Here is a 22,944-nt window from a genome sequence, read left to right as displayed (position 1 = left end):
CATGAGTCTGGAAACCTGGTTGTTGTTCAGTGGCGCGGCATTGGTGGTGATCCTGATCCCCGGGCCGCTGTCGTTGTTGATGATCAGCAACAGCCTCAACTATGGCTTGCGCCGCTCCTACCCCGCATTTCTCGGTGGCGTAAGCGCCTCGATCTGCCTGCTCAGCGCTTCGGCGCTCGGCCTGGGTGCCCTGCTGCTGGCCTCGGAACACCTATTCAGCGCGCTGAAGATCGTCGGCGCGTTGTACCTGTTTTACCTCGCCTGGCAGAGTTGGCAGCAGTCGCGCCAGCCAAGCCAGGGCGCCGACGTTCCACAGGCCGCGCCGACCCCACGCTTTCGCGCCTTGTTCGGGCGGGCGTTTGTGCTGGGCGCCAGCAACCCCAAGGACATCCTGTTCTTTGCCGCGTTCCTGCCGCAGTTTCTCAACAGCCAGCAGCCGTTCCTGGCGCAGTTGCTGATCATGATCGCCACCTGGACCGTGCTCGACCTGCTGTGCAAGCTGGCCTACGGCTTGAGTGCCCACGGCGCTGCGCGCTACCTGCGCAGTGGCAAGGGCCAGGGCTGGTTCAACCGGATCAGCGCCGGGCTGTTCGGTGGCGCAGGCGCGCTGTCGTTGCTCAAGAGCTGACCCCGCCGAACTTGACGAAAAACACCGTCGGGTTGGAACGCGATGTCCACTGGATACCGGCAATGATCTTGACCAGGCGGTTCTGATTCAATGCCCGACTGATCTCGGGCATATGCTCCGAATAGGTACGCGCCACACTGCGCCGCCTGAACCATTCGTCAGTCAATTGCACGCTGGTGGCGGACCGCAGGTTAACGGTGCTGTTCTTCACCCAGCGCGTGAGCACGTAGTACCTGGCGTTGGATTTGGGGTGCGTGCAGAAGTAATCCACCGAGTACTGCCCGCCCATGCGTTTTTCGATCGAGTGGATGACAAACCCTTGTTGTTCCAGCATCCGGGCAATCACCGCCTGCACCACCTGGGCCCTGGCACTGGCGTTTTCGCGGGTGCTCACGCGCAAGGAGGGATCAAGGGGCGCTGGCAGGGTGAAGTCCATGCGCGTAAACCCCGGTGAACGGCCTTCATAGCCAATGTAGAAAGCCAGGCGCCGTCGGCTGTAGGTCGGACGCAACATTTTCAGCAGGTCATCGGTGTGGCCCACGGCACCGGGGGCGAGCCAGTCATCCAGGGTGGCGCGGAGGGTCAACAGATGGCTGGCGGTCACCTCACGGCCGGTGTCGGCCAACTCAATCAAGCGCTCACAGGCGGAGCGCCGGCTGAGTTCCCTCATGCGGGGAAACACTCGGCCCATGGTGTTTTCCAGCGGCTCCAGGAACAGCACCGGCCGCGCCTTCCAGAGGCCATCGGCGCCCAGCGTCGCAGGAATCGGCTGCTCACTGAAGCCGGCGCCCAACCAGAAGTGAATGTCGGTGGCCGCTTGCGGAGCCAGCGCCCGATTACGGGTGAGAAAGATAATGCTCTGGAACGACGAATTGGTCCCCTCGGGCAGCAACCGGAACAAACGCCCGTCTTGGCGCAGCACATCGAAGGCCCGCTCCCCCTCCCCGCCCGACACGCGGAAGATCCCGCGCTCGGGCAACAGGTCTGTCAGCACCCATCGCGAATCGAACGCCCACCCCTGCCCCGCACCGGGCAGATGGGCGGCGCGGCCCACGTGTTCCTGCAGCATCGCATGAGAAGGCGGCGACCACTCCTGGGCGCTGGGGGTTGTAGCCCACGGCCGCCACATCTCGGTACTGGGTCCCGGCTGCGGCTGGGGTGGCGGGGCATCGGCGCCAAGCAGCCATTCCCCGGGTTCCTCGATGTGCAGAATCAGCTCGTTTTGCACATCGTCCTGCGGGTGCTTGAGACGCAGCACCTGTTCATCCTGGCGTCGATAGACCGGGTATTGATGGGTATCGTCGAGCACAAATTGCTCGCCACCCTTGACGTAAGTGCCCCGATTACCCGGCCCCTGCAACTCGATGGCCGCGCTTGGCGGCAGGTCCTTGCGAAACCGTTCCAGCGCCTTGGCCGGCAGGGTCGTCGACGGTTTGAGCGCAGACAGCCCGCCGCCGACCAACCCATGACGACGGTGCAGCCGGCCCAGGGCACCGCGCATCGACGCGCGCGCGGCGGCCACGCCTGTCACCCGCGCACCTTTTGGCCCGGGAATGAACGCGGTCAGCACATCCACAAAGCCCAGCAGCGTGACAAACACCAAGTCAACGGCGTCACTGGGATGGCGGCTGTGATGAAAGCGCCTGGCCGCCAACAGAATCTCGTAAAGGCTGACCCCCAGGCCGATCACCGGTACGAACGACAGCAACCCACGCAGCGTAGCCGCGTGTTGCTCGCCCAAGCGATCTTGCCGGTAGGCCTCCAATGTTCTGGCCGATACGGCGCGCCCCTGTGCGCGGTGCTGGATTTCGAGCATCCGCGCGTGCGCCAACAGTGCCAACGTATGACTGGCGGGGGTTGCACTGAAGTCGAGCCAGGCGTTCGGGGCGGCGGCGATCTGCTCGTTGATCTGCGCCTGGATATCCTCCACGGCCACCGACGGCACGCGGTGCTTGACCTTGAACGAGCGTATGAACCGGGCGATGGCCTCGACCGTTTCCAGCACATAGAACCCACGCACCGGAGCAAACACCAGTCTGGTTCCACCGGTAGCCACCATCGCCCCCCCGCTGCCGACGACGGGGTAACTGGCGATGGCCTGCGTCTCCCACCCCGGTGCCACCTGATGGGCCAGGGCTTTCACATTGGCCGGGGTCGCCCAAGCCTGGTTCAAAGCGGCGACAGCCTGCTCGCGGCTCGTGTACTCGGCGATGGCCGGGCCATCCACTGCGGCAGGCCAGTACACCAGCCACAACCCTGTGGCTTCGTCGTGGGTCACCAGCACCCCGGCGATATGCCGGTCGTGTTCCAGGGTATGCCCGCACAGGCGCACGAAGTGCAATCGCAGGCGATGGCCGTTGCCGTTCAGATCGGCCACCGCCTGCGCCGCCATCAGGGTGTTGAACACACTCTGGGCCTTGGCACTCAGGCCCTGCCTTGCCGCCGAAAACCCATGCATACGCGCCTGCTGGCGCAGTACCCGGTCAATCAGTCCACCAGGCAACGTTGGGGGCGCGCAAGCGGGCGGATAAAACACTTGCTGGATCAACGTGTCATAGCGCCCGCCGATATCCAGGGCTGCCAGGGTCTTGATCAAGTAACGGCTATTCAAGCGCTGCTGCCACTGCGGCGCCAGGTAGCGCGCGCGGTTCAAGCGCCACTCGGTCCAGGGCGCCTGGGCATCCAGATTGTGCAGGGCCAACTGCAACAGGCTGAATGTAGTGCGTTGCGGACTGACGACTTTCTTGATATCCCGCTCGCCCACCCCGCACTGGCTGGTCCACCCGCAGAAGTAGGCGCTGACGTCATCGGGCATATCGAGCAAGGGCTGATCGATATCCACCTCCGGGTACAACCCATCCAGCTTCAATTGAGCGATCAGCAGCTTACGTGCGAACGCCTCCAACTCCGGCAATTCACGCCAGAGCTTGGCTTCGAATGCCTGGGCACTGCTCAAGTAATGCAGCTGTAATCGTCGGTAGGCATTGCGCTGATCGGCCTGCGCCTGGCCCAGCCATGCCGGCAGTTTATTCGCCTGGGCGGCGGCGAACCGCAGCAGCTCCAGGTTGGCCATGGCCTCGGTCAAGGCGTCATGCGCCGGCACCTGTAGGTGCTCGCGCATCTCGGCGGCCAACAGCATCCGGATCAGCGCCGGGTCGCGGACTTCACTGAAAAGCCGCAAGCCCTGGTCCAGTCCCTGGTCGAGCCTGGCGTAGTGGTTGATCAGTTCAGTGAGCCCATGGTGCAGCACATGTTCCTCAAGCACTTCGTACGTCACCGTGATGTCAGACGCAGTCTTCAGCGCCTGGCGCCGATCACGCCCCACGCACTGCCAGAGGGGCGAGCCGTCGCGACTGCACAGGCTAACCCGCAGGCGCTCGGATAGCGTCTCCAGGTCGTCGAATGCAGCCAGCCCGCCGAAGCGCCCGGCCACACACAGCAGCACTGGCTGCGTCCGCACCGGGGTGGCGTGGGCCTGTTTAGTCGTCACTACGAACGCCCCCAGCATCCCCTCGCCGCCCAACAGCACCCGCAGCACGCAGGTATCGCTGCCGTTGCGATCGCTGGCATGGGGCTTGTTCAACACTTCGACCAGGCGCTGCAAGGGCGCCTCGGCCATCAGTTTCAAATGCTGCAGCCGTTGCACCTCCTGCAACAACGCCTCGCGCTGGGCGATCAACAACAAGGTGGTACGGTTGCGCGTGTCGTCTGGGTGTTCCAGCCAGAATGCCGGGCTCAGCAGGCGCTCATCTGCCCCGAGTGACAGGGCCTGCACCGCATCAGTCTGTGCTTGCCATTGCCCATTGAGCGTGACCAATGCGTCATAGGCCGTGCTCTCCCGGCTCGGGTCCTGTGGGTCGAGCAGCGTCATGAGGCGCTTTTCGTAGCGCTCCACCTGCTGTTCGCGGCTGCGCAAGGCCAGTCCGGACGGCAGCTGGCCGAGGATGATTTCTGCCGCACGCCGCGTTGCATCCCAACCCAACAAGGTCCCCAGGGAAGCGCCCAGGTGCTCCGCGATCGCCAGTCGGTCCCGGCCTTTTTCGATAAACCGCAGGAAGCGCGCCGTGTCACGCCCCAGTGAAGCCGGCGCCGCTAACGTCGCGTGATTGATCGACAACGCGCACGCCAGCTCGTTGTCCCATTGCGCATCAAGCACGGCGATTGCACTGTGCTGCAAGGCATCGCCGCTCAGCGCAGCGCCACGCGCCAACTGCGTCTCGCCGCGACAGACTTCGTGGCGACGGCGTAGCGGCAAGCACTGCCACAAGACACTGAACAACGCGCCGTTCAACAGGCTCGCCAAACCGCGTTGCACCTGTTCCCAAGCACTGAACTCATAGAATGCGCGGGCCATCCCTGGCAGATAGATCACGTGGGGCGCCTGCTGCGCCGCGCCCTCACGGTACAAGTGCAGGGCGCCGGGAATGGCCAGCGCCGTCTGAAACGTGCCGGGCCACAGTACTGTGCCGACGCGCACGCCAGCCCAATCGCCGCCAGCGCGCTGGCGTGCCTCTTCGGAAGGCGCATCCGCCAACTGCTGCACCAACGCCCAACCCGCATCCGACAGTTCATCCAACTGGTGCGCCAGGAAGCCCGCGTCGATGAACAAACGCTTGCGCAATTGCACCCAACGCGCCTGGCGCGTCAACCACGAGCCGTACGCCAAATACTGCCAGTATTCACGTACCTGGTTGTCGAGCCGAGCCATCAACCCCAGCCCCTTGACCCGCTCCAGCGCCTGCCGGGCGGTAAAAGGCAGTTTGCGCGCAGGGTCGTCCTTGAGGCTCAGCGCGGTGTACTGGTTAAGGTTGATCGGCAAGGACGGATCGCTGAACAACGCCAGCGCGCGCTCGGTCAGACTGTCGACTTTCTGCGCGGGACGTGGCGGCAGGGGCTCGGTGAACAGCAGGGTGTCCGGATCCAGGCCAAAGGCTTCCTGCAACGCGAAACGAATCACCCGCAACAGCCGTGGCGCCCTGCCTATCAGACGCTTGAGCGCCTTTGAGGATTCGATACAGCGCGTGTTCACGAGGTGCCATTGGTTGATCAGCCGGCTGGGTTGGGCGGATGCGTTGAGGCGGCGCGTCAGCAAGCGGCGAACGGCTTGATCACGGGCCTCACTGGCCTGAATGGGATTGTCGAGATCAAAGGGTTCGGCGGTGACAGTGTCCGGTGCCGAGACTACGGGGTTGAGGGGATCAGAGCTCATGACGGCGTCTTCTTGTACGAAAGACGCCGAGCCTAGGCCTCATCCCTCTAAGGTGTGCGCCACATAATTGAACGGGCGGGCGGGCAAATGCCAGGCAAAAAAAAGCCCGCAGTGTGCGCGGGCGAAACCAACGAAGAGCTTTGGGGGTGTGAAGCGAGGTGACGCTCAGCTACCGCGATAGGTGGAGTAGCTGTAGGGCGAAATCAGTAGCGGGACATGGTAGTGATCCTGCTCGGCGCTGATGCCGAAGCGCAGCACCACCACATCAAGGAAGGCCGGCTCCGGCAGTTGCACGCCGCGGGCGCGATAGTAATTACCGGCGCTGAACTGCAATTGGTACACGCCGCTGCGGTAGTCGTCACCTTGCAACAGCGGTGCGTCGCAGCGGCCGTCGCTGTTGGTCTGCGCGGTGGCCACCAGTTCCAGCTGCACGCCTTCGACGCGGTACAGCTCAACCTTGATTGCGCTGCCGGGGCAGCCGTGTGCGGCGTCCAATACGTGTGTGGTCAAGCGTCCCATGGCGTCTGCGCGCCTCCTGTGGTCAGTAGAAAAGTGATCCGCACTTTTTCAGGGCATCGAAAAAGCCGGTGATGATCGATTAAGACACTTTTTAAAAAAATTGTACACAATAAAAATCACAAACTCTCAGATCAGCCTACTGCCATTGCTCAACAGGGCAATCTGCGCGTTATCCTTGCTTTTAAAAGACCTTTTGTCCATTAGCTGACCAACCAGGCAAGTTTCTTGCTACACCTCTGGTCTAGCGCTACGCCGAAAAAATGCAGAAATGTAGGCTTACAAAGTGCGCGATAAGTTGTATACAATCACTCATCGCTACTACGACGAACAAGAAGGAAGACTGCAGTGAGCGCTGACTACCCACGCGACCTGATCGGTTACGGCAGTAACCCTCCTCACCCCCACTGGCCGGGCAAGGCGCGCATTGCGCTGTCTTTCGTACTCAATTACGAAGAAGGCGGCGAGCGCAATATCCTGCACGGCGACAAAGAATCCGAAGCGTTCCTTTCGGAAATGGTCTCGGCCCAGCCGCTGCAAGGCGCGCGCAACATGAGCATGGAGTCGCTGTACGAATACGGCAGCCGTGCCGGCGTGTGGCGCATCCTCAAGCTGTTCAAGGAATTCGACATCCCGCTGACCATCTTCGCCGTGGCCATGGCCGCACAACGCCATCCGGATGTGATCCGCGCCATGGTCGACGCCGGCCATGAGATCTGCAGCCACGGCTACCGCTGGATCGACTACCAATATATGGACGAGGCCCAGGAGCGCGAGCACATGCTCGAAGCCATCCGCATCCTCACCGAACTTACCGGCGAACGCCCCCTGGGCTGGTACACCGGGCGCACCGGCCCCAACACCCGGCGGCTGGTGATGGAGGAAGGCGGCTTCCTCTATGACTGCGACACCTACGACGACGACTTGCCCTACTGGGAACCCAACAACCCCACCGGCAAGCCGCACCTGGTGATCCCCTACACCCTGGACACCAATGACATGCGCTTCACCCAGGTTCAGGGTTTCAACAAGGGCGATGACTTTTTCGAGTACCTCAAAGACGCCTTCGACGTGCTCTACGCCGAAGGGGCCGAGGCGCCGAAAATGCTTTCCATCGGCCTGCACTGCCGCCTGATCGGCCGCCCGGCGCGCCTGGCGTCGCTGAAGCGCTTTATCGAATACGTCAAAGGCCATGAGCAGGTGTGGTTCACTCGCCGCGTCGACATTGCCCGCCACTGGCAGGAAACCCACCCCTACACGGGAGCGGCCAAATGACTGCGTTCCACAGCCTGAAACCCTCAACCCTGAGCCGCGATGCGTTTGTCGCCGCCTTCGCCGATATCTACGAACACTCGCCATGGGTGGCCGAAAAGGCCTTCGATCTGGGCCAGGATGCTTCGATCGACCAGATCGAAACCCTGCACCAGCGCATGAGCGACATCCTGTTGAGCGCTGATCATGCCCGCCAACTGGCGCTGATCAACGCTCACCCGGACCTGGCCGGCAAAGCCGCCGTCCAGGGCCAACTGACCCAAGCCAGCACCGATGAACAAGCTGGCGCGGGGATTCACCAATGCACGGCCGAAGAGTTCTCGCGCTTCACCGAGCTGAACGACGCCTACAAGGCCAAGTTCAAGTTTCCCTTCATCATGGCGGTAAAAGGCAGCAACCGGCACCAGATCCTCGCCGCGTTCGAAACGCGCATCCATAACTCGGTCGAGGCCGAGTTCAAATGTGCACTGGCCGAGATCAACAAGATCGCGTTGTTCCGTTTACTGACCCTCTAAACGACCATCCCCAGCCACTCTATTCAAGGCAGACAAGAAGAATGAAAGCTTACGCCGTACCTTTCGAGAAGTTCGTCAACCTGGCCGACGCCCGCCTGGGCACCAAGATCATCTCTGTTACCGATGACTGGTTCGCCGACGCCAACCGCCTGTTCCAGCCGACCCCGGCCGTGTGGAAGGAGGGCGTTTTCGATGACAACGGCAAGTGGATGGACGGCTGGGAGTCGCGCCGCAAGCGCTTCGAAGGCTACGACAGCGCGGTGATCCGCCTGGGCGTGCCGGGCTCGATCAAAGGTGTGGACATCGACACTTCATTCTTCACCGGCAACTTCCCGCCATCGGCCTCCCTGGAAGCCTGCTTCCTGGCTTCGGGCGAGCCGGATGACAACACCCAGTGGGTCGAAGTGCTGTCCGCCGTCGAGTTGCAAGGCAACAGCCACCACTATCACGAGATCCACAACGACCAGGCCTTCAGCCACCTGCGCTTCAACATCTACCCGGATGGCGGCGTGGCGCGCCTGCGCGTATACGGCGTGCCGTTCCGCGACTGGTCCTCGGTGGGCGACAACGAACAGGTCGACCTGGCGGCCGCACTCAACGGTGGCCGTGCCCTGGCCTGCTCCGATGAACACTTCGGCCGCATGAGCAACATCCTCAACCCAGGCCGTGGCATCAACATGGGCGACGGCTGGGAAACCGCGCGTCGTCGCACGCCAGGCAATGACTGGGTGATCGTGGCACTGGGTCACCCGGGCGAGATCGAGAAGATCATCGTCGATACCCTGCACTTCAAGGGTAACTACCCAGACACGTGCTCGATACAGGGCGCATTTGTGAAGGGCGGCACCGACAGCCAGATCGAAACCCAATCGCTGTTCTGGCGCGAACTGCTGCCGGCGCAGAAGCTGGAAATGCACGCTGAACACACCTTCGCCGAGCAGATCAAGGCGCTGGGGCCAATCACCCACATCCGCCTGAACGTGTTCCCGGATGGCGGTGTGAGCCGCCTGCGTGTATTGGGCAAAGTAGCCAAGTAAGCGGTGAACCCGATCGCAGGCAAGCCAGCTCCCACATTTGACTGTATTCACAAATCAAAATGTGGGAGCGGGCTTGCCCGCGATGGCGGCAGAACAAACCACACAAAATTCGGATAAGAAGACAGCCATGCGCACACTAGTGATCGAACCCCTGACCAAAGAAGCCTTCGCCCCTTTCGGAGACGTTATCGAAACCGATGGCAGCGATCACTTCATGATCAACAACGGGTCGACCATGCGCTTTCACAAACTGGCAACGGTGGAAACCGCAACGCCGGAGGACAACGCGATCATCAGCATCTTCCGCGCCGATGCGCAGGACATGCCGCTGACCGTGTGCATGCTGGAACGACACCCGCTGGGCAGCCAGGCTTTCATTCCGCTGCTCGGCAACCCCTTTCTGATCGTGGTCGCGCCACTTGGCGATGCACCTGTATCGGGCTTGGTCCGCGCCTTCGTCACCAACGGCAGGCAGGGCATTAATTACCATCGCGGCGTCTGGCACCACCCGGTGCTGACGATCGAAAAGCGGGATGACTTCCTGGTGGTTGATCGCAGTGGCACAGGCAATAACTGCGATGAGCATTTTTTCAAAGAGGATGAGCGGTTGATCCTCGCCCCCCACCAATAAGAGAAGGTCTGATCACCCGACAACAAGGGTGACAGGCGAGAGGTAAAGACTGTGGAAGCACATTTGATGGAATGGCTGAACCTGAGCGTGCGCTGGGTTCACATGATCACGGGCGTCGCGTGGATCGGCGCTTCTTTCTACTTCGTCTGGCTGGAAAACAACCTCAATCGCGTCAACCCCAAGAGCGGCCTGGCCGGTGACTTGTGGGCGATCCACGGTGGCGGTATCTACCACCTGGAAAAATACAAACTGGCCCCGCCGACCATGCCGGACAACCTGCACTGGTTCAAATGGGAAGCCTATTTCACCTGGATGTCGGGCATCGCGCTGCTATGCGTGGTGTTCTACTGGAACCCGACCTTGTACCTGCTGGCCCCGGGCAGCAGCCTCAGTGGTCCGGAAGGCGTATTGCTGGGCATTGGCTCACTGTTCGCCGGCTGGTTCATCTACTCCTTCCTCTGCGACTCGGCCCTGGGCAAGCGCCCTGCCCTGCTCGGTTTCATTCTGTTCGTGCTGTTGATCGCCGCCGCGTACGGGTTCAGCAAAGTGTTCAGTGGGCGGGGTGCGTACCTGCACGTGGGTGCAGTGATCGGCACCATCATGGTGGGCAACGTGTTCCGCATCATCATGCCGGCGCAACGCGCGCTGGTGGCGGCGATTGCGGAAAACCGCACGCCGGACCCTGCGCTGCCGGCCAAAGGCCTGCTGCGTTCGCGACACAACAACTACTTCACCTTGCCGGTGCTGTTCATCATGATCAGCAACCACTTCCCGAGCACCTACGGCAGCCAATACAACTGGCTGATCCTGGCGGGCATCGCAGTGGCGGCGGTGTTGGTGCGTCACTACTTCAACACCCGGCATAACAGCCAGAAGTATGCGTGGACGTTGCCGGTGGGTGCGTTGGCGATGATCAGCCTGGCCTACGTGACCGGCCCCAAGCCGGTGGCCGAAGTGGCCAAGGCCCCCGCGGCCATCGAGTACCAACCATTGCCGGAAACCGCACTGGGCGGTGGCTTGAAACCGGCAGCGCCTGCAGCACCCGCCGCTGAACCGGCGCCGGCCCAGGCGACGATTGATTTCGACAAGGTCCACGGGGTGATCCAGGAACGCTGCGCCGTGTGTCACTCGGCCAAGCCTACCAGCCCGCTGTTCAGCACCGCACCCGCTGGCGTGATGTTCGACACCCCGGCGCAGATCCAGCAACAGGCGGCGCGCATCCAGGCGCAGGCCGTGGCGAGCCAGATCATGCCGTTGGGCAACATCACCCAGATGACCCAACAGGAGCGGGATTTGATCGGCACCTGGATCAACCAGGGGGCGCGTACCAACTGACAGGCTGGCGCAGATCCAAATGTGGGAGGGGGCTTGCCCCCGATGGCAGTGTGTCATTCAACGCATCAGTGACTGAACCACTGCAATCGGGGGCAAGCCCCCTCCCACAAGGGTCTCCCGTGTTTTGAAGATTGAGCTCCACCCGGCAATTGAATGCCGAACAACACAACAATAAAAAAGATCCGAGGTGTTGCATGACCGAGTTAGCCGAACCGCAGATTCCCGCCGCACCCGCCCTGGTGCGGCTGCCCCTCTTGCAACTGATTCTGGTAGGCCTGCAACACGTCTTGCTGATGTACGGCGGCGCCGTCGCCGTGCCTTTGATCATTGGCCAGGCCGCAGGCCTCAGCCGTGAAGAAATCGCCTTTCTGATCAACGCCGACCTGCTGGTGGCCGGCATCGCCACCCTGGTGCAGTCATTCGGCATCGGCCCGGTGGGCATCCGCATGCCGGTGATGATGGGCGCCAGTTTTGCCGCCGTCGGCAGCATGGTCGCCATGGCCGGCATGCCCGGTATCGGCTTGCAGGGCATCTTCGGCGCGACCATCGCCGCCGGGTTCTTTGGCATGCTGATCGCACCGTTCATGTCCAAGGTCGTGCGTTTTTTCCCGCCGTTGGTGACCGGCACGGTGATCACCGCGATTGGCCTGTCGCTGTTTCCCGTGGCGGTGAACTGGGCCGGTGGTGGCAGTGCCGCCGCGACTTTCGGCTCACCGGTCTACCTGGCGATTGCCGCGCTGGTACTGGCCACCATCCTGCTGATCAACCGCTTCATGCGTGGCTTCTGGGTGAACATCTCGGTGCTGATCGGCATGGGCCTGGGCTACGCCTTGTGCGGTGCTATCGGCATGGTCGACCTCAGCGGCCTGTCTCAGGCCCCGTGGGTGCAGGTGGTGACGCCGTTGCACTTCGGCATGCCCAAATTCGAGTTGGCGCCGATCCTGTCGATGTGCCTGGTGGTGGTGATTATCTTTGTCGAGTCCACCGGGATGTTCCTCGCGCTGGGCAAGATCACCGGGCAGGACGTCACGCCGAAGATGCTGCGGCGCGGCCTGCTGTGTGATGCCGGTGCGTCATTCTTCGCCGGGTTCTTCAACACCTTCACCCACTCTTCGTTCGCGCAGAACATCGGCCTGGTACAGATGACCGGCGTGCGCTGCCGTTCGGTGACGATGATGGCCGGCGCGTTTCTGATCGTACTCAGCCTGCTGCCGAAGGCGGCGTACCTGGTCGCGTCGATCCCACCGGCGGTGCTGGGCGGCGCGGCGATTGCCATGTTCGGCATGGTGGCGGCCACCGGAATCAAGATCCTGCAGGAAGCCGATATCGCCGACCGGCGCAACCAATTGCTGGTGGCGGTGAGCATCGGCATGGGCCTGATCCCGGTGGTGCGCCCGGAGTTCTTCGCGCAACTGCCGCTGTGGATGAGCCCGATTACCCACAGCGGCATCGCCATGGCCACCCTCAGCGCGTTGTCGCTGAATATCCTGTTCAACATTCTCGGCGGTTCTGAACGACCTGCCGTTGCTCCTACGCATTGATTCCTTCGTTCGCACAAAAACAATAACGAAACAGGGAACATCAACATGCACACCCTTCACCTGGGGCCGGTCACAAGCCGTGCCCCATTCTCGCCCCGCGCGCGCTGTAACGGCGCACTTGAGCCCAGGCCTGGGAGCCAGTATTCTCCGCGCCCGCTCGAATCGACTCAAAAAAAAACAGCAAATGTAAAAGCTGACTGCAAGGCCAACTTATCCCGGCCTCCCGTCTGCGGCCAAAGTGCGCAAATGTCCTCTGAATTCGACTGCATCTCATGCAGCCGACGGGGATTTTTTGGCTTTTTAAACACCTTGGCGCAGCTCTTGCTAAAAGCACTAAAGCTGACCGAACAGACGATTTTTGCAGCGAACCAAAAGGCGCCACACCAGAGCGCCTGCGTAGAAGAAAAACCATAAAACTTTAACTCGGGAGCAACCGAATGAAACCTATGTTCAAAGGCCTGATGCTGGCGGGATCCCTGCTGGCCGGTGGCCAAGCCGTGGCCGGTGACCTGTTGCAGTGGCAGAACAACAGCCTGACTTACTTGTGGGGCAAGAGCTTTACCGTCAACCCGCAGATTCAGCAAACCGTCACGTTCGAACATGCCGATGCGTGGAAGTACGGTGATAACTTTGTGTTCGTCGACCGCATCTTTTACAACGGCAAGGAAGACGGCAACGTCGGGCCCAGTACCTATTACGGCGAAATCAGCCCGCGCCTGTCATTCGGCAAAATCTTTGATAAAGACCTGTCGTTCGGACCGATCAAAGATGTATTGCTGGCCTTTACTTACGAGTTCGGCGAAGGCGACAACGAGTCGTACCTGCTCGGGCCTGGCTTTGACTTGAACATCCCCGGTTTCGATTACTTCCAGTTGAACTTCTACCAGCGCCAGACCGAAGGCAATCGCCCGGGTGACGGTGTATGGCAGATTACCCCGGTGTGGTCGTACACCATCCCCGTGGGCAACTCCGATGTGCTGATCGACGGTTTCATGGACTGGGTGACGGACAACGACAAGAACGCCCATGGCACCTACCACGCCAACCTGCACTTCAACCCACAGGTCAAATATGACCTGGGCAAGGCGCTGCATTGGGGCGACAAGCAGTTGTACGTGGGCTTTGAATACGACTACTGGAAGAACAAGTACGGGATCGAAGATTCCGGCGCGTTCAAGACCAACCAGGACACGGCGAGCTTCCTGGTCAAGTATCACTTCTAAAAGCCACTGCAAGACAAATGTGGGAGGGTGCTTGCTCCCGATAGCGGTGTGTCAGTCAGTACATCAGTGACTGACCCACTGCTATCGGGGGCAAGCCCCCTCCCACATTTGGATCTATGCCAGACCTAGGAACCGAGTGATTTCCTCACGTTTGGCCAGCGCATCTTTGCGCCCCAGCTCGATCAACTCGCTGCAATATCCCGCCTCGAACAGCAGGTAACTCAACACCCCCGCCCCGCTCGTCTTGGTCGCCCCCGGCCCGCGCAAAAACAAGCGCAACGCCGCCGGCAGTTCCTGGCGATGCCGCGCTGCGATCTCATCGATCGGCTGGCTGGGTGCGATCACCAGCACCTCCACCGCCGCCACACCAGGCGCGACATGGCTGAACTGGTTCAAGCGTTCGAGCAATTCGATATCGCCTTCCAGGCTGTCAATGAACGTGCTGTTGAGCATATGCCCACCGATCTGCGCCAGGGTCGGTTCCTGGCCGGTGTAGCTGCGCTGCACCGCCGGTTCATTGCCCCGTGGGTTGCCGCTGACGCCGACCACCAGCACGCGGCTGGCCCCCAGGTGCAAGGCCGGGCTGATCGGTGCTGATTGCCGCACCGCACCGTCGCCGAAGTACTCCTGGTCGAGTTTGACCGGCGCGAACAACAAGGGGATCGCCGAGCTGGCCAGCAGGTGTTCGACCGTCAGTTGAGTCGGCAGGCCGATACGGCGATGGCGCAGCCAGGCGTCGATGGTGCCACCGCCCTGGTAGAAGGTCACCGCCTGGCCGGACTCGTAGCCGAACGCCGTGACCGCTACCGCATGCAGGTGTTTGGCGCGGATCGCTTCGTCGATGCCGTCCAGATGCAGTTTGTCTTTGAGCAGCGCCTTGAGCGGCGTGCTGTTGAGCAGTGCCACCGGCACTTGCGCGCCCAAGCCCAGCAGGCTGTGGATAAAGAAGCGACTCGCCTGGCGAATTACTCCCGGCCAATCACTGCGCAATACCAGATGGCTGCGAAAGCCCTGCCAGAACGCGGTAAGCCGTTGGATCGCGGCGGTGAAGTCGGTGGCGCCACTGGCCAGGCTCACCGCATTGATCGCGCCGGCCGAGGTGCCGACGATCACCGGAAAAGGATTGGGCGCCCCCGGTGGCAGCAACTCGGCAATCGCCGCCAATACCCCCACCTGATACGCCGCTCGCGCCCCGCCGCCGGAAAGAATCAAGCCTGTAACCGGTTCAGCTGGGCGCATTGCGTCACTCCATGTGGGGAAAAGTCGTTCTTATCAGCGGCGTTTTTCGTACAGCTTGGGTTCACCCGGCGGCCGGCTCTTGAAGCGGCGGTGGGTCCACAGGTATTGCTCGGGGCATTCACGCACGGAGGCTTCTACCCATTGGTTGATGCGCAGGCAGTCGACTTCATCGCTTTCACCGGGAAAATCGGTGAGCGGCGGATGGATCACCAGGCGGTAACCGCTGCCATCGGCCAGGCGCTGTTGGGTGAACGGCACCACCAGCGCCTTGCCCAGCTTGGCGAACTTGCTGGTAGCCGGCACTGTGGCAGCCTGGATGCCGAACAGTGGCACGAAAATACTTTGCTTGGCGCCATAGTCCTGGTCCGGTGCGTACCAGATGGCACGCCCGGCACGCAGAAGCTTGAGCATGCCGCGCACGTCTTCGCGCTCCACGGCGAGGGAATCGAGGTTGTGACGTTCGCGGCCACGGCGCTGGATAAAGTCGAACAGCGGGTTGCCGTGCTCGCGGTACATGCCATCGATGGTGTGCTTCTGCCCCAGCAACGCTGCGCCTATTTCCAGGGTGGTGAAGTGCAGGGCCATGAGGATCACGCCCTTGCCATCCAACTGGGCCTGCTTGAGGTGTTCCAGGCCTTCGACGTGGGCCAGGCGCGCCAGTCGCGGGCGCGACCACCACCAGCTCATGGCCATTTCAAAGAACGCGATGCCGGTGGAGGCAAAGTTTTCCTTGAGCAACTGTTTACGCTCTTTGGCGGATTTTTCCGGGAAGCACAGTTCCAGGTTGCGTGCGGCGATACGGCGGCGTTCGCCGGCCACGCGGTACATGCCCGCACCCAGCAGGCGACCGATGGTCAGCAGCGCGCGGTACGGCAGTTGGGTGACCAGCCACAGCAGGCCGAGCCCCAGCCATAACAGCCAGAAACGCGGGTGAAAAAATACAGCTCGAAAACGCGGGCGATCCATTACAGATTCCGGTAAAGACAAGGGCCGCGCATTCTACAACGGTTCGACCCGGCTTGCGGCGGGTGAGTGTTCTCGTTATAAGTCTCGACACTTTTCGTGACAAGCCGCTTTTGCCGACCATGAGCCAAACCGAACCGCTAGACCAAGATCCCGTGTTCCAGCTGAAAGGCAGCATGCTCGCCATCACCGTGCTGGAACTCGCCCGTAACGACCTCGACGCCCTGGACCGCCAGCTGGCGGCCAAGGTCGCCCTGGCGCCGAACTTCTTCAACAACGCCCCGCTGGTGCTGGCCCTGGACAAGCTGCCCGCCGGCCAGGGCAACATCGATTTGCCCGGCCTGATGCGCGTGTGCCGCTCCCATGGCCTGCGTACCCTGGCGATTCGCGCCAGCCGTATCGAAGACATCGCGGCAGCCATCGCCATTGAACTGCCAGTACTGCCACCGTCCGGTGCACGCGAGCGTCCACTGGAACCATTGGTCGGTGAAGAGAAGAAAAAACCGGAAAAACCACCCGAGCCTGCGATCAAGCCTACAAAGATCATCACCTCGCCCGTACGCGGCGGGCAGCAGATTTACGCCCAGGGCGGCGACCTTGTGGTGATCTCCTCGGTCAGCCCGGGGGCGGAACTTCTCGCCGATGGCAACATCCATGTATACGGCCCGATGCGCGGACGTGCCCTCGCCGGCATAAAGGGTGATACCAAGGCCCGTATTTTTTGCCAGCAGTTGACCGCTGAGCTAGTGTCCATCGCAGGCCAGTACAAGGTTTCGGAAGATTTGCGCCGTGATCCGCTGTGGGGGGCTTCGGTGCAGGTCAACCTGTCGGGCGATGTGTTGAACATCATCCGTCTTTAACGGATACTGCCGCATTTTCCAAGCATCTCTAGACTCTGATAGCACAGCGAAACCGGCATTACTTATGTAGGAATTTTTTATTCCTACAAGGCTGTCCGCCTGCAGCGAGTTCCAAGAGATGTTTTTCAGGGACTGAAAAGTCCTTTTTCCTTAGGGGTGAAACACCTTGGCCAAGATTCTCGTGGTTACATCCGGCAAGGGTGGTGTGGGTAAGACCACCACCAGCGCCGCTATCGGTACCGGCCTCGCTCTGCGCGGCCACAAGACAGTTATCGTCGACTTCGACGTCGGCTTGCGTAACCTCGACCTGATCATGGGCTGCGAACGCCGTGTGGTGTACGACTTCGTCAATGTGGTCAACGGCGAAGCCAACCTGCAACAGGCCCTGATCAAGGACAAGCGCCTTGAGAACCTGTACGTGCTGGCCGCCAGCCAGACCCGCGACAAAGACGCGCTGACCAAAGAAGGCGTAGGCAAAGTCCTGGCCGAGCTGAAGGAAACCTTCGAATACGTGGTCTGCGACTCGCCGGCCGGTATCGAGACCGGTGCTCACCTGGCGATGTACTTTGCCGATGAAGCCATCGTGGTGACCAACCCGGAAGTCTCCTCCGTACGCGACTCGGACCGCATGCTCGGCCTGCTGGCCAGCAAGTCCCAGCGCGCCGAGAAAGGCGAAGACCCGATCAAGGAGCACCTGCTGCTCACCCGCTACAACCCTGAACGCGTCAGCAACGGCGAGATGCTCGGCGTTGAAGACGTGAAGGAAATCCTCGCAGTGACCCTGCTGGGCGTGATCCCAGAATCCCAGGCGGTCCTCAAGGCCTCCAACCAGGGCGTTCCGGTGATTCTTGATGACCAGAGCGACGCCGGCCAGGCGTACAGCGATGCCGTTGATCGCTTGTTGGGCAAGACCGTGGAACACCGCTTCCTCGATGTCAAGAAGAAGGGATTCTTCGAGCGTATCTTTGGAGGCAACTAAACAATGAAATTTCTCGACTTCTTTCGCGCCAACAAAAAGCCAAGTACCGCGTCGGTAGCGAAAGAGCGTCTACAGATCATCGTGGCGCACGAACGCGGCCAACGCAGCACGCCGGACTACCTGCCAGCCTTGCAGAAGGAACTGGTCGAGGTGATCCGCAAGTACGTCAATATCGGCAACGATGACGTGCATGTCGCCCTGGAAAATGACGGCAGCTGCTCGATTCTGGAACTCAATATCACCCTGCCTGATCGTTGATCGAACAGGCGGCCGCCACGGCGGCTCGGTCACCTTGATCCCTTTTCGGGAACCGGGTGGGCGAGCCGCCGTTGGCGTTTGTTACGAGGCTGTTTAATGCCGCTGTCCAATATCCACATCCTGTATCAGGACGATGCCGTCCTGGTGGTGAACAAGCCCACCCTGCTGCTCTCGGTGCCTGGCCGCGCCGACGACAACAAGGACTGCCTGATCACTCGCCTGCAGGAAAACGGCTACCCCGAAGCCCGTATCGTCCATCGCCTGGACTGGGAAACCTCGGGCATCATTCTGCTGGCGCGGGATGCCGACACGCACCGCGAGCTGTCTCGCCAGTTTCACGACCGTGAAACCGAAAAAGCCTACACCGCCCTGGCCTGGGGCCAACCGGAACTGGACAGTGGCAGCATCGATTTGCCGCTGCGCTACGACCCACCGACCAAACCCCGGCATGTGGTCGACCACGAGTTCGGCAAGCATGCGCTGACCTTCTGGAAGGTGCTGGAGCGTTGCGGGGACTGGTGCCGCGTCGAGCTGACACCGATTACCGGGCGTTCGCACCAGTTGCGCGTGCACATGCTCTCCATCGGCCACCCGCTGCTGGGTGACGGCCTGTATGCCCATGAGCAAGCCCTGGCCGCCTGGCCGCGCCTGTGCCTGCATGCAAGCATGCTGAGCTTCACCCACCCACAGAGCGGCGAGCGTTTGCGTTTCGAGTGCCCTGCCCCGTTCTGAAGAATAAATACGGTAAACTCGCGGCATTGTTGTCTGGAGCTATTTATGCGCGAAGCGTTGAATCAAGGCCTGATCGACTTCCTCAAGGCCTCCCCTACTCCTTTTCATGCCACTGCTGCCCTGGCCCAGCGCCTGGAAGCGGCCGGTTACCAGCGTCTCGATGAGCGCGAGACCTGGGCCACCGAGGCCAACGGGCGCTATTACGTGACCCGTAACGACTCCTCGATCATCGCCTTCAAGCTCGGCCGCCATTCGCCGCTGCAGGGCGGCATTCGCCTGGTCGGCGCCCACACCGACAGCCCGTGCCTGCGGGTCAAGCCGCAGCCTGAGCTACAACGCCAGGGCTTCTGGCAGTTGGGTGTGGAAGTCTATGGTGGTGCATTGCTGGCGCCGTGGTTTGACCGCGACCTGTCCCTGGCCGGCCGCGTGACCTTCCGCCGCGACGGCAAGGTCGAAAGCCAGTTGATCGACTTCAAGCTGCCCATCGCGATCATTCCAAACCTGGCCATTCACCTCAACCGTGAAGCCAACCAGGGTTGGGCGATCAATGCCCAGACCGAGCTGCCGCCGATCCTCGCGCAATTTGCCGGTGACGAGCGCGTGGACTTCCGCGCCGTGCTTACCGATCAACTGGCGCGCGAGCATGGGCTGAACGCCGACGTGGTGCTCGACTACGAGTTGAGTTTCTATGACACGCAAAGCGCTGCGGTCATTGGCCTGAATGGCGACTTCATCGCCGGCGCACGCCTGGACAACCTGCTGTCGTGCTACGCCGGCCTGCAAGCCTTGCTCACCAGCGACAGCGAAGAAACCTGCGTGCTGGTGTGCAACGACCACGAAGAAGTCGGTTCCTGCTCGGCATGCGGCGCCGATGGCCCGATGCTGGAGCAGACCCTGCGTCGCCTGCTGCCGGAAGGTGATGAATTCGTACGCACTATCCAGAAATCTCTATTGGTGTCGGCAGACAATGCCCACGGCGTTCACCCTAACTACGCCGAGAAACACGACGCCAATCACGGCCCCAAGCTCAACGCCGGCCCGGTGATCAAGGTCAACAGCAACCAGCGCTACGCCACCAACAGCGAAACCGCCGGGTTCTTCCGCCACCTGTGCATGGCCCAGGAAGTACCAGTGCAGAGCTTCGTGGTGCGCAGCGACATGGGCTGCGGCTCGACCATCGGCCCGATCACCGCCAGCCACCTGGGCGTGCGCACCGTGGACATCGGCCTGCCGACGTTCGCCATGCACTCCATCCGCGAACTGTGCGGCAGCCATGACCTGGCGCACCTGGTGAAGGTGTTGGGGGCGTTCTACGCGAGCCACGATCTGCCCTGATAATTTGGGCTGACTCGGTCAAAAATGTGGGAGGGGGGCTTGCCCCCGATGGCGGCGGATCGGTGACTATATTTGTAGTCTGACCCTCTGCAATCGGAGGCAAGCCCCCTCCCACATTAGATCTGCGTATACCTGACCTGCATCACCTGCACTTTCTGCAATCCGACCTAGACTTGTCAGTATTCCCACTCCGACAAGGCCGTCGCACCATGATCTCCATGTCCTCCTTCCACGCCATGCTTATCCCTATCCTGATCGGCATGATCATGTTGGCCGTGGGTTTCAACTTTCGCGACAAGCCCCTCGGCGTGTTCGGCATGTGGCTCGGCATGCTGCTGATACTGGGCACCGTGGTGTACAAGATCCTCGCCAAACTGGCCGAATGACGCTTGCACTCGTACACTCGCTCAACCCGTCGTTTCCAAGGTTGACCGCCTCGTGCTTTCCCGTCTGTTTGCCCTGCCCTGCTATTGCCTGATTGCCCTGCTCACCTTGCTGCCGCTCACGCCTGCCCATGCCGTGGGTCTGCCCGGCTTGTTGGGCAGTACCAACAAGACCCAGCCCCAGGCCGAAGTGCCACTGGGGCAGTCGCTGGACGAGGTGATCAAGACCCTGGAAAACGACCAGCAGCGCACCCAGTTGCTGAGCGACCTGAAAAAGCTGCGCGCCGCCACGCAAAAGGCCCAACCGGCCGCCGAAGAAGGCGTGCTGGGGTTGATCGGCGGCACCCTGGCCAACCTGGAGGCACAGTTCTCCGGGGCCGACAGCCCGCTGGAACGCTGGTCCGACGAAGTCGACCAGGCCAAGGAAGAACTCAGTGCGCTGATGCTGCCGGCCAACGAATGGCTGCCGATCATTTTCGGTTTTGCCCTGATACTCGCCGTGTGGAGCCTGCTGGCCTACGCGCTGATCTGGCTCAGCCATCGGGTGCGCGAACGTTTCGGCCTGCCTGAAGAATTGCCGCAACATCCACGCACCTGGGACATGGTGCGCTTCGCCCTGCGCAAGCTCGGCCCATGGATGATCGCCCTGGTGATCACCGTGTACCTGAGCTACGCCCTGCCCTCGTCCCTGGGCAAGTCCCTGGCGATGGTGCTGGCCTACGCACTGGTGGTAGGCACCTGTTTCTCGGCGATCTGCGTGATTGCTTTTTCGGTACTCGACGGCCCGCACCGTCATCGCGCGCTGTATATCCTGCGGCACCAGGCGTTCCGCCCGCTATGGTGGATCGGCAGTTTTGCCGCCTTTGGCGAGGCCTTGAGCGACCCGCGACTGGTCCAGGCCCTGGGCCAGCACCTGTCCCACACCGCCGCGACGGTCGCCAATGTGATGGCGGCGCTGTCGACCGGTGTATTCATCCTGCGTTTCCGTCGGCCCATCGCCCACCTGATCCGCAACCAACCGCTGTCGCGTCGCCTGACGCGCCGCGCCCTCAGCGACACCATCGAAATCATCGGCTCCTTCTGGTACATCCCGGCCTTGCTGTTGGTGGGCATCTCGCTGTTCGCCACCTTCGTGTCTGCCGGCGATACCAGCACGGCGTTGCGCCAGTCGCTGTTGTGTACGGTGCTGCTGGTGTTGTGCATGGTGATCAACGGCCTGGTCCGTCGCCACGCGCTCAAACCGCAGCGTGGGCACAAGCGTCACGCGCTGTATTCCGAACGCCTGAAAAGCTTCGTCTACACCCTGGCCCACCTGATCGTGTGGCTGGTGTTTATCGAGTTGGGCCTGCGGGTGTGGGGCCTGTCGCTGATCCGCTTTACCGAAGGCGATGGCCATGAAGTCAGCGTCAAGCTGTTCGGCCTGGCCGGGACCTTGCTGTTCGCCTGGCTGATCTGGATTCTCAGCGACACCGCGATCCACCATGCCCTCACCCGCTCGCGCAAAGGCCTGGCCAACGCGCGGGCGCAGACCATGATGCCGTTGATCCGCAACGTGCTGTTCGTGACCATCTTTATCATTGCTGCCATCGTCGCCCTGGCGAACATGGGCATGAACGTCACGCCGCTGCTGGCGGGCGCCGGTGTGATCGGCCTGGCCATTGGTTTCGGCGCGCAGTCGCTGGTGGCGGACTTGATCACCGGCCTGTTCATCATCATCGAGGACTCCCTGGCCATCGACGACTACGTGGATGTGGGCGGCCACCTGGGCACGGTGGAGGGCCTGACCATCCGCACTGTGCGCCTGCGGGATATCGACGGCATTGTGCACACCATCCCATTCAGCGAGATCAAGAGCATCAAGAACTACTCGCGGGAGTTCGGCTACGCGATCTTCCGGGTGGCGATCCCCTACAACATGGAAATCGACGACGCCATCAAGCTGATGCGCGATGTCGGCCAGAAGATGCGCAACGACCCGCTGCAACGCCGCAACATCTGGTCGCCGTTGGAGATTCAGGGGGTGGAGAGTTTCGAGTCGGGCAGCGCGATCCTGCGGGCGCGGTTCAAGACGGCGCCGATCAAACAGTGGGAAGTGTCGCGGGCGTTCAACCTTTCGCTGAAACGGCATCTGGATGAGGCGGGGTTGGACCTGGCCACACCACGCTTGAGCGTGCAGGTGGTGACGGGGGCTTCGGGCGGATTAGACAAAGAAAAAAATACCTGAAAGCAACACAGCTCAAAATGTGGGAGGGGGCTTGCCCCCGATGGCGGTGTATCAGTCACTCATT

The 22,944-nt window shown here is 61.6% G+C and carries 20 protein-coding genes; 16 read left to right on the top strand and 4 right to left on the bottom strand.

Annotated elements, in window-relative coordinates:
* Position 1 precedes the first annotated feature (1 nt).
* Positions 2–628 (top strand): LysE family translocator, encoded by a 627-nt coding sequence (locus NL123_RS09170; RefSeq protein ID WP_248483325.1) that lies wholly within the window; start codon positions 2–4, stop codon positions 626–628.
* Here the strand turns inward: NL123_RS09170 and NL123_RS09165 are convergent.
* A complete protein-coding gene (locus NL123_RS09165) occupies positions 618–5,837 on the bottom strand; it encodes a dermonecrotic toxin domain-containing protein (RefSeq protein ID WP_494357607.1) in 5,220 nt (1,739 codons plus the stop codon). The two genes, NL123_RS09170 and NL123_RS09165, sit on opposite strands and share 11 nt — an antisense overlap.
* A gap of 165 nt (positions 5,838–6,002) precedes the next feature.
* Complete coding sequence (gene uraH / locus NL123_RS09160; RefSeq protein ID WP_494357606.1) at positions 6,003–6,356, bottom strand: hydroxyisourate hydrolase; 354 nt, start codon at positions 6,354–6,356, stop codon at positions 6,003–6,005.
* Between the two features lie 345 nt (positions 6,357–6,701).
* Here uraH and puuE point away from each other — a divergent pair, with 345 nt between their 5' ends.
* From puuE to NL123_RS09120, 8 genes are all read left to right on the top strand, one after another.
* Positions 6,702–7,628 carry an allantoinase PuuE gene (gene puuE, locus NL123_RS09155; protein ID WP_058424641.1) on the top strand — a complete coding sequence of 309 codons (927 nt, stop codon included), beginning with the start codon at positions 6,702–6,704 and terminating at the stop codon, positions 7,626–7,628.
* The gene (gene uraD / locus NL123_RS09150; protein WP_494357605.1) at positions 7,625–8,140 is read left to right on the top strand and encodes a 2-oxo-4-hydroxy-4-carboxy-5-ureidoimidazoline decarboxylase; all 516 of its coding nucleotides are present in this window, start codon (positions 7,625–7,627) and stop codon (positions 8,138–8,140) included. The genes puuE and uraD overlap by 4 nt, the downstream gene beginning before the upstream one ends.
* A gap of 41 nt (positions 8,141–8,181) precedes the next feature.
* Positions 8,182–9,177: an allantoicase gene (gene alc, locus NL123_RS09145; RefSeq protein WP_494357604.1), complete on the top strand. Its 996-nt coding sequence runs from the start codon at positions 8,182–8,184 to the stop codon at positions 9,175–9,177.
* A 127-nt stretch (positions 9,178–9,304) separates the two neighbouring features.
* Positions 9,305–9,808 carry an ureidoglycolate lyase gene (locus NL123_RS09140; RefSeq protein WP_071492745.1) on the top strand — a complete coding sequence of 168 codons (504 nt, stop codon included), beginning with the start codon at positions 9,305–9,307 and terminating at the stop codon, positions 9,806–9,808.
* Positions 9,809–9,859: 51 nt separating this feature from the next.
* The gene (locus tag NL123_RS09135; RefSeq protein ID WP_071492744.1) at positions 9,860–11,143 is read left to right on the top strand and encodes a urate hydroxylase PuuD; all 1,284 of its coding nucleotides are present in this window, start codon (positions 9,860–9,862) and stop codon (positions 11,141–11,143) included.
* A 194-nt stretch (positions 11,144–11,337) separates the two neighbouring features.
* The gene (locus tag NL123_RS09130; RefSeq protein WP_248483334.1) at positions 11,338–12,684 is read left to right on the top strand and encodes a nucleobase:cation symporter-2 family protein; all 1,347 of its coding nucleotides are present in this window, start codon (positions 11,338–11,340) and stop codon (positions 12,682–12,684) included.
* Positions 12,685–12,930: 246 nt separating this feature from the next.
* Complete coding sequence (locus NL123_RS09125; protein WP_156790787.1) at positions 12,931–13,098, top strand: hypothetical protein; 168 nt, start codon at positions 12,931–12,933, stop codon at positions 13,096–13,098.
* A gap of 23 nt (positions 13,099–13,121) precedes the next feature.
* Positions 13,122–13,907, top strand: a complete 786-nt coding sequence (locus NL123_RS09120) for an outer membrane protein OmpK (RefSeq protein ID WP_494357603.1) — start codon at positions 13,122–13,124, stop codon at positions 13,905–13,907.
* A gap of 114 nt (positions 13,908–14,021) precedes the next feature.
* Here NL123_RS09120 and NL123_RS09115 read toward each other — a convergent pair whose 3' ends face one another.
* Complete coding sequence (locus NL123_RS09115; RefSeq protein WP_248483336.1) at positions 14,022–15,146, bottom strand: patatin-like phospholipase family protein; 1,125 nt, start codon at positions 15,144–15,146, stop codon at positions 14,022–14,024.
* Between the two features lie 33 nt (positions 15,147–15,179).
* Positions 15,180–16,112, bottom strand: coding sequence for a lipid A biosynthesis lauroyl acyltransferase (locus NL123_RS09110; RefSeq protein ID WP_248483338.1), 933 nt, complete (start codon positions 16,110–16,112; stop codon positions 15,180–15,182).
* Between the two features lie 119 nt (positions 16,113–16,231).
* Here NL123_RS09110 and minC point away from each other — a divergent pair, with 119 nt between their 5' ends.
* The 7 genes from minC to NL123_RS09075 all read left to right on the top strand — a co-directional run bounded on the left by minC (position 16,232) and on the right by NL123_RS09075 (position 22,880).
* Entirely contained in the window at positions 16,232–16,969 is a 738-nt protein-coding gene (gene minC, locus NL123_RS09105; protein WP_248483340.1) for a septum site-determining protein MinC, read from the top strand.
* Positions 16,970–17,135: 166 nt separating this feature from the next.
* Positions 17,136–17,948 (top strand): septum site-determining protein MinD, encoded by an 813-nt coding sequence (gene minD, locus NL123_RS09100; protein ID WP_003209098.1) that lies wholly within the window; start codon positions 17,136–17,138, stop codon positions 17,946–17,948.
* Between the two features lie 3 nt (positions 17,949–17,951).
* Positions 17,952–18,206 carry a cell division topological specificity factor MinE gene (gene minE / locus NL123_RS09095; protein ID WP_003175252.1) on the top strand — a complete coding sequence of 85 codons (255 nt, stop codon included), beginning with the start codon at positions 17,952–17,954 and terminating at the stop codon, positions 18,204–18,206.
* A 96-nt stretch (positions 18,207–18,302) separates the two neighbouring features.
* Entirely contained in the window at positions 18,303–18,938 is a 636-nt protein-coding gene (locus NL123_RS09090) for an RluA family pseudouridine synthase (protein WP_010208822.1), read from the top strand.
* Positions 18,939–18,983: 45 nt separating this feature from the next.
* On the top strand, positions 18,984–20,273 hold the full coding sequence (locus NL123_RS09085) for a M18 family aminopeptidase (RefSeq protein WP_248483342.1): 1,290 nt from the start codon (positions 18,984–18,986) through the stop codon (positions 20,271–20,273).
* A 209-nt stretch (positions 20,274–20,482) separates the two neighbouring features.
* The gene (locus NL123_RS09080; RefSeq protein WP_163034621.1) at positions 20,483–20,659 is read left to right on the top strand and encodes a hypothetical protein; all 177 of its coding nucleotides are present in this window, start codon (positions 20,483–20,485) and stop codon (positions 20,657–20,659) included.
* Positions 20,660–20,711: 52 nt separating this feature from the next.
* Entirely contained in the window at positions 20,712–22,880 is a 2,169-nt protein-coding gene (locus NL123_RS09075) for a mechanosensitive ion channel family protein (RefSeq protein ID WP_494357602.1), read from the top strand.
* Positions 22,881–22,944 lie beyond the last annotated feature (64 nt).

Source organism: Pseudomonas sp. FBCC-B1565, from assembly GCF_059133265.1.
Note: the sequence above shows the minus strand (reverse complement) of the source record. Positions and strands in the feature narration are given on the sequence as shown.

Bases quoted from the DNA above. Each gene is read 5' to 3' on its own strand.
- NL123_RS09110 (WP_248483338.1), bottom strand. From the start codon at position 16,112: ATGGATCGCCCGCGTTTTCGAGCTGTATTTTTTCACCCGCGTTTCTGG.
- uraD (WP_494357605.1), top strand. From the start codon at position 7,625: ATGACTGCGTTCCACAGCCTGAAACCCTCAACCCTGAGCCGCGATGCG.
- NL123_RS09090 (WP_010208822.1), top strand. From the start codon at position 18,303: ATGCCGCTGTCCAATATCCACATCCTGTATCAGGACGATGCCGTCCTG.
- alc (WP_494357604.1), top strand. From the start codon at position 8,182: ATGAAAGCTTACGCCGTACCTTTCGAGAAGTTCGTCAACCTGGCCGAC.
- NL123_RS09120 (WP_494357603.1), top strand. From the start codon at position 13,122: ATGAAACCTATGTTCAAAGGCCTGATGCTGGCGGGATCCCTGCTGGCC.
- NL123_RS09165 (WP_494357607.1), bottom strand. From the start codon at position 5,837: ATGAGCTCTGATCCCCTCAACCCCGTAGTCTCGGCACCGGACACTGTC.
- minC (WP_248483340.1), top strand. From the start codon at position 16,232: ATGAGCCAAACCGAACCGCTAGACCAAGATCCCGTGTTCCAGCTGAAA.
- NL123_RS09085 (WP_248483342.1), top strand. From the start codon at position 18,984: ATGCGCGAAGCGTTGAATCAAGGCCTGATCGACTTCCTCAAGGCCTCC.
- minE (WP_003175252.1), top strand. From the start codon at position 17,952: ATGAAATTTCTCGACTTCTTTCGCGCCAACAAAAAGCCAAGTACCGCG.
- NL123_RS09130 (WP_248483334.1), top strand. From the start codon at position 11,338: ATGACCGAGTTAGCCGAACCGCAGATTCCCGCCGCACCCGCCCTGGTG.
- uraH (WP_494357606.1), bottom strand. From the start codon at position 6,356: ATGGGACGCTTGACCACACACGTATTGGACGCCGCACACGGCTGCCCC.
- NL123_RS09115 (WP_248483336.1), bottom strand. From the start codon at position 15,146: ATGCGCCCAGCTGAACCGGTTACAGGCTTGATTCTTTCCGGCGGCGGG.
- NL123_RS09125 (WP_156790787.1), top strand. From the start codon at position 12,931: ATGTCCTCTGAATTCGACTGCATCTCATGCAGCCGACGGGGATTTTTT.
- NL123_RS09140 (WP_071492745.1), top strand. From the start codon at position 9,305: ATGCGCACACTAGTGATCGAACCCCTGACCAAAGAAGCCTTCGCCCCT.
- NL123_RS09080 (WP_163034621.1), top strand. From the start codon at position 20,483: ATGATCTCCATGTCCTCCTTCCACGCCATGCTTATCCCTATCCTGATC.
- NL123_RS09170 (WP_248483325.1), top strand. From the start codon at position 2: ATGAGTCTGGAAACCTGGTTGTTGTTCAGTGGCGCGGCATTGGTGGTG.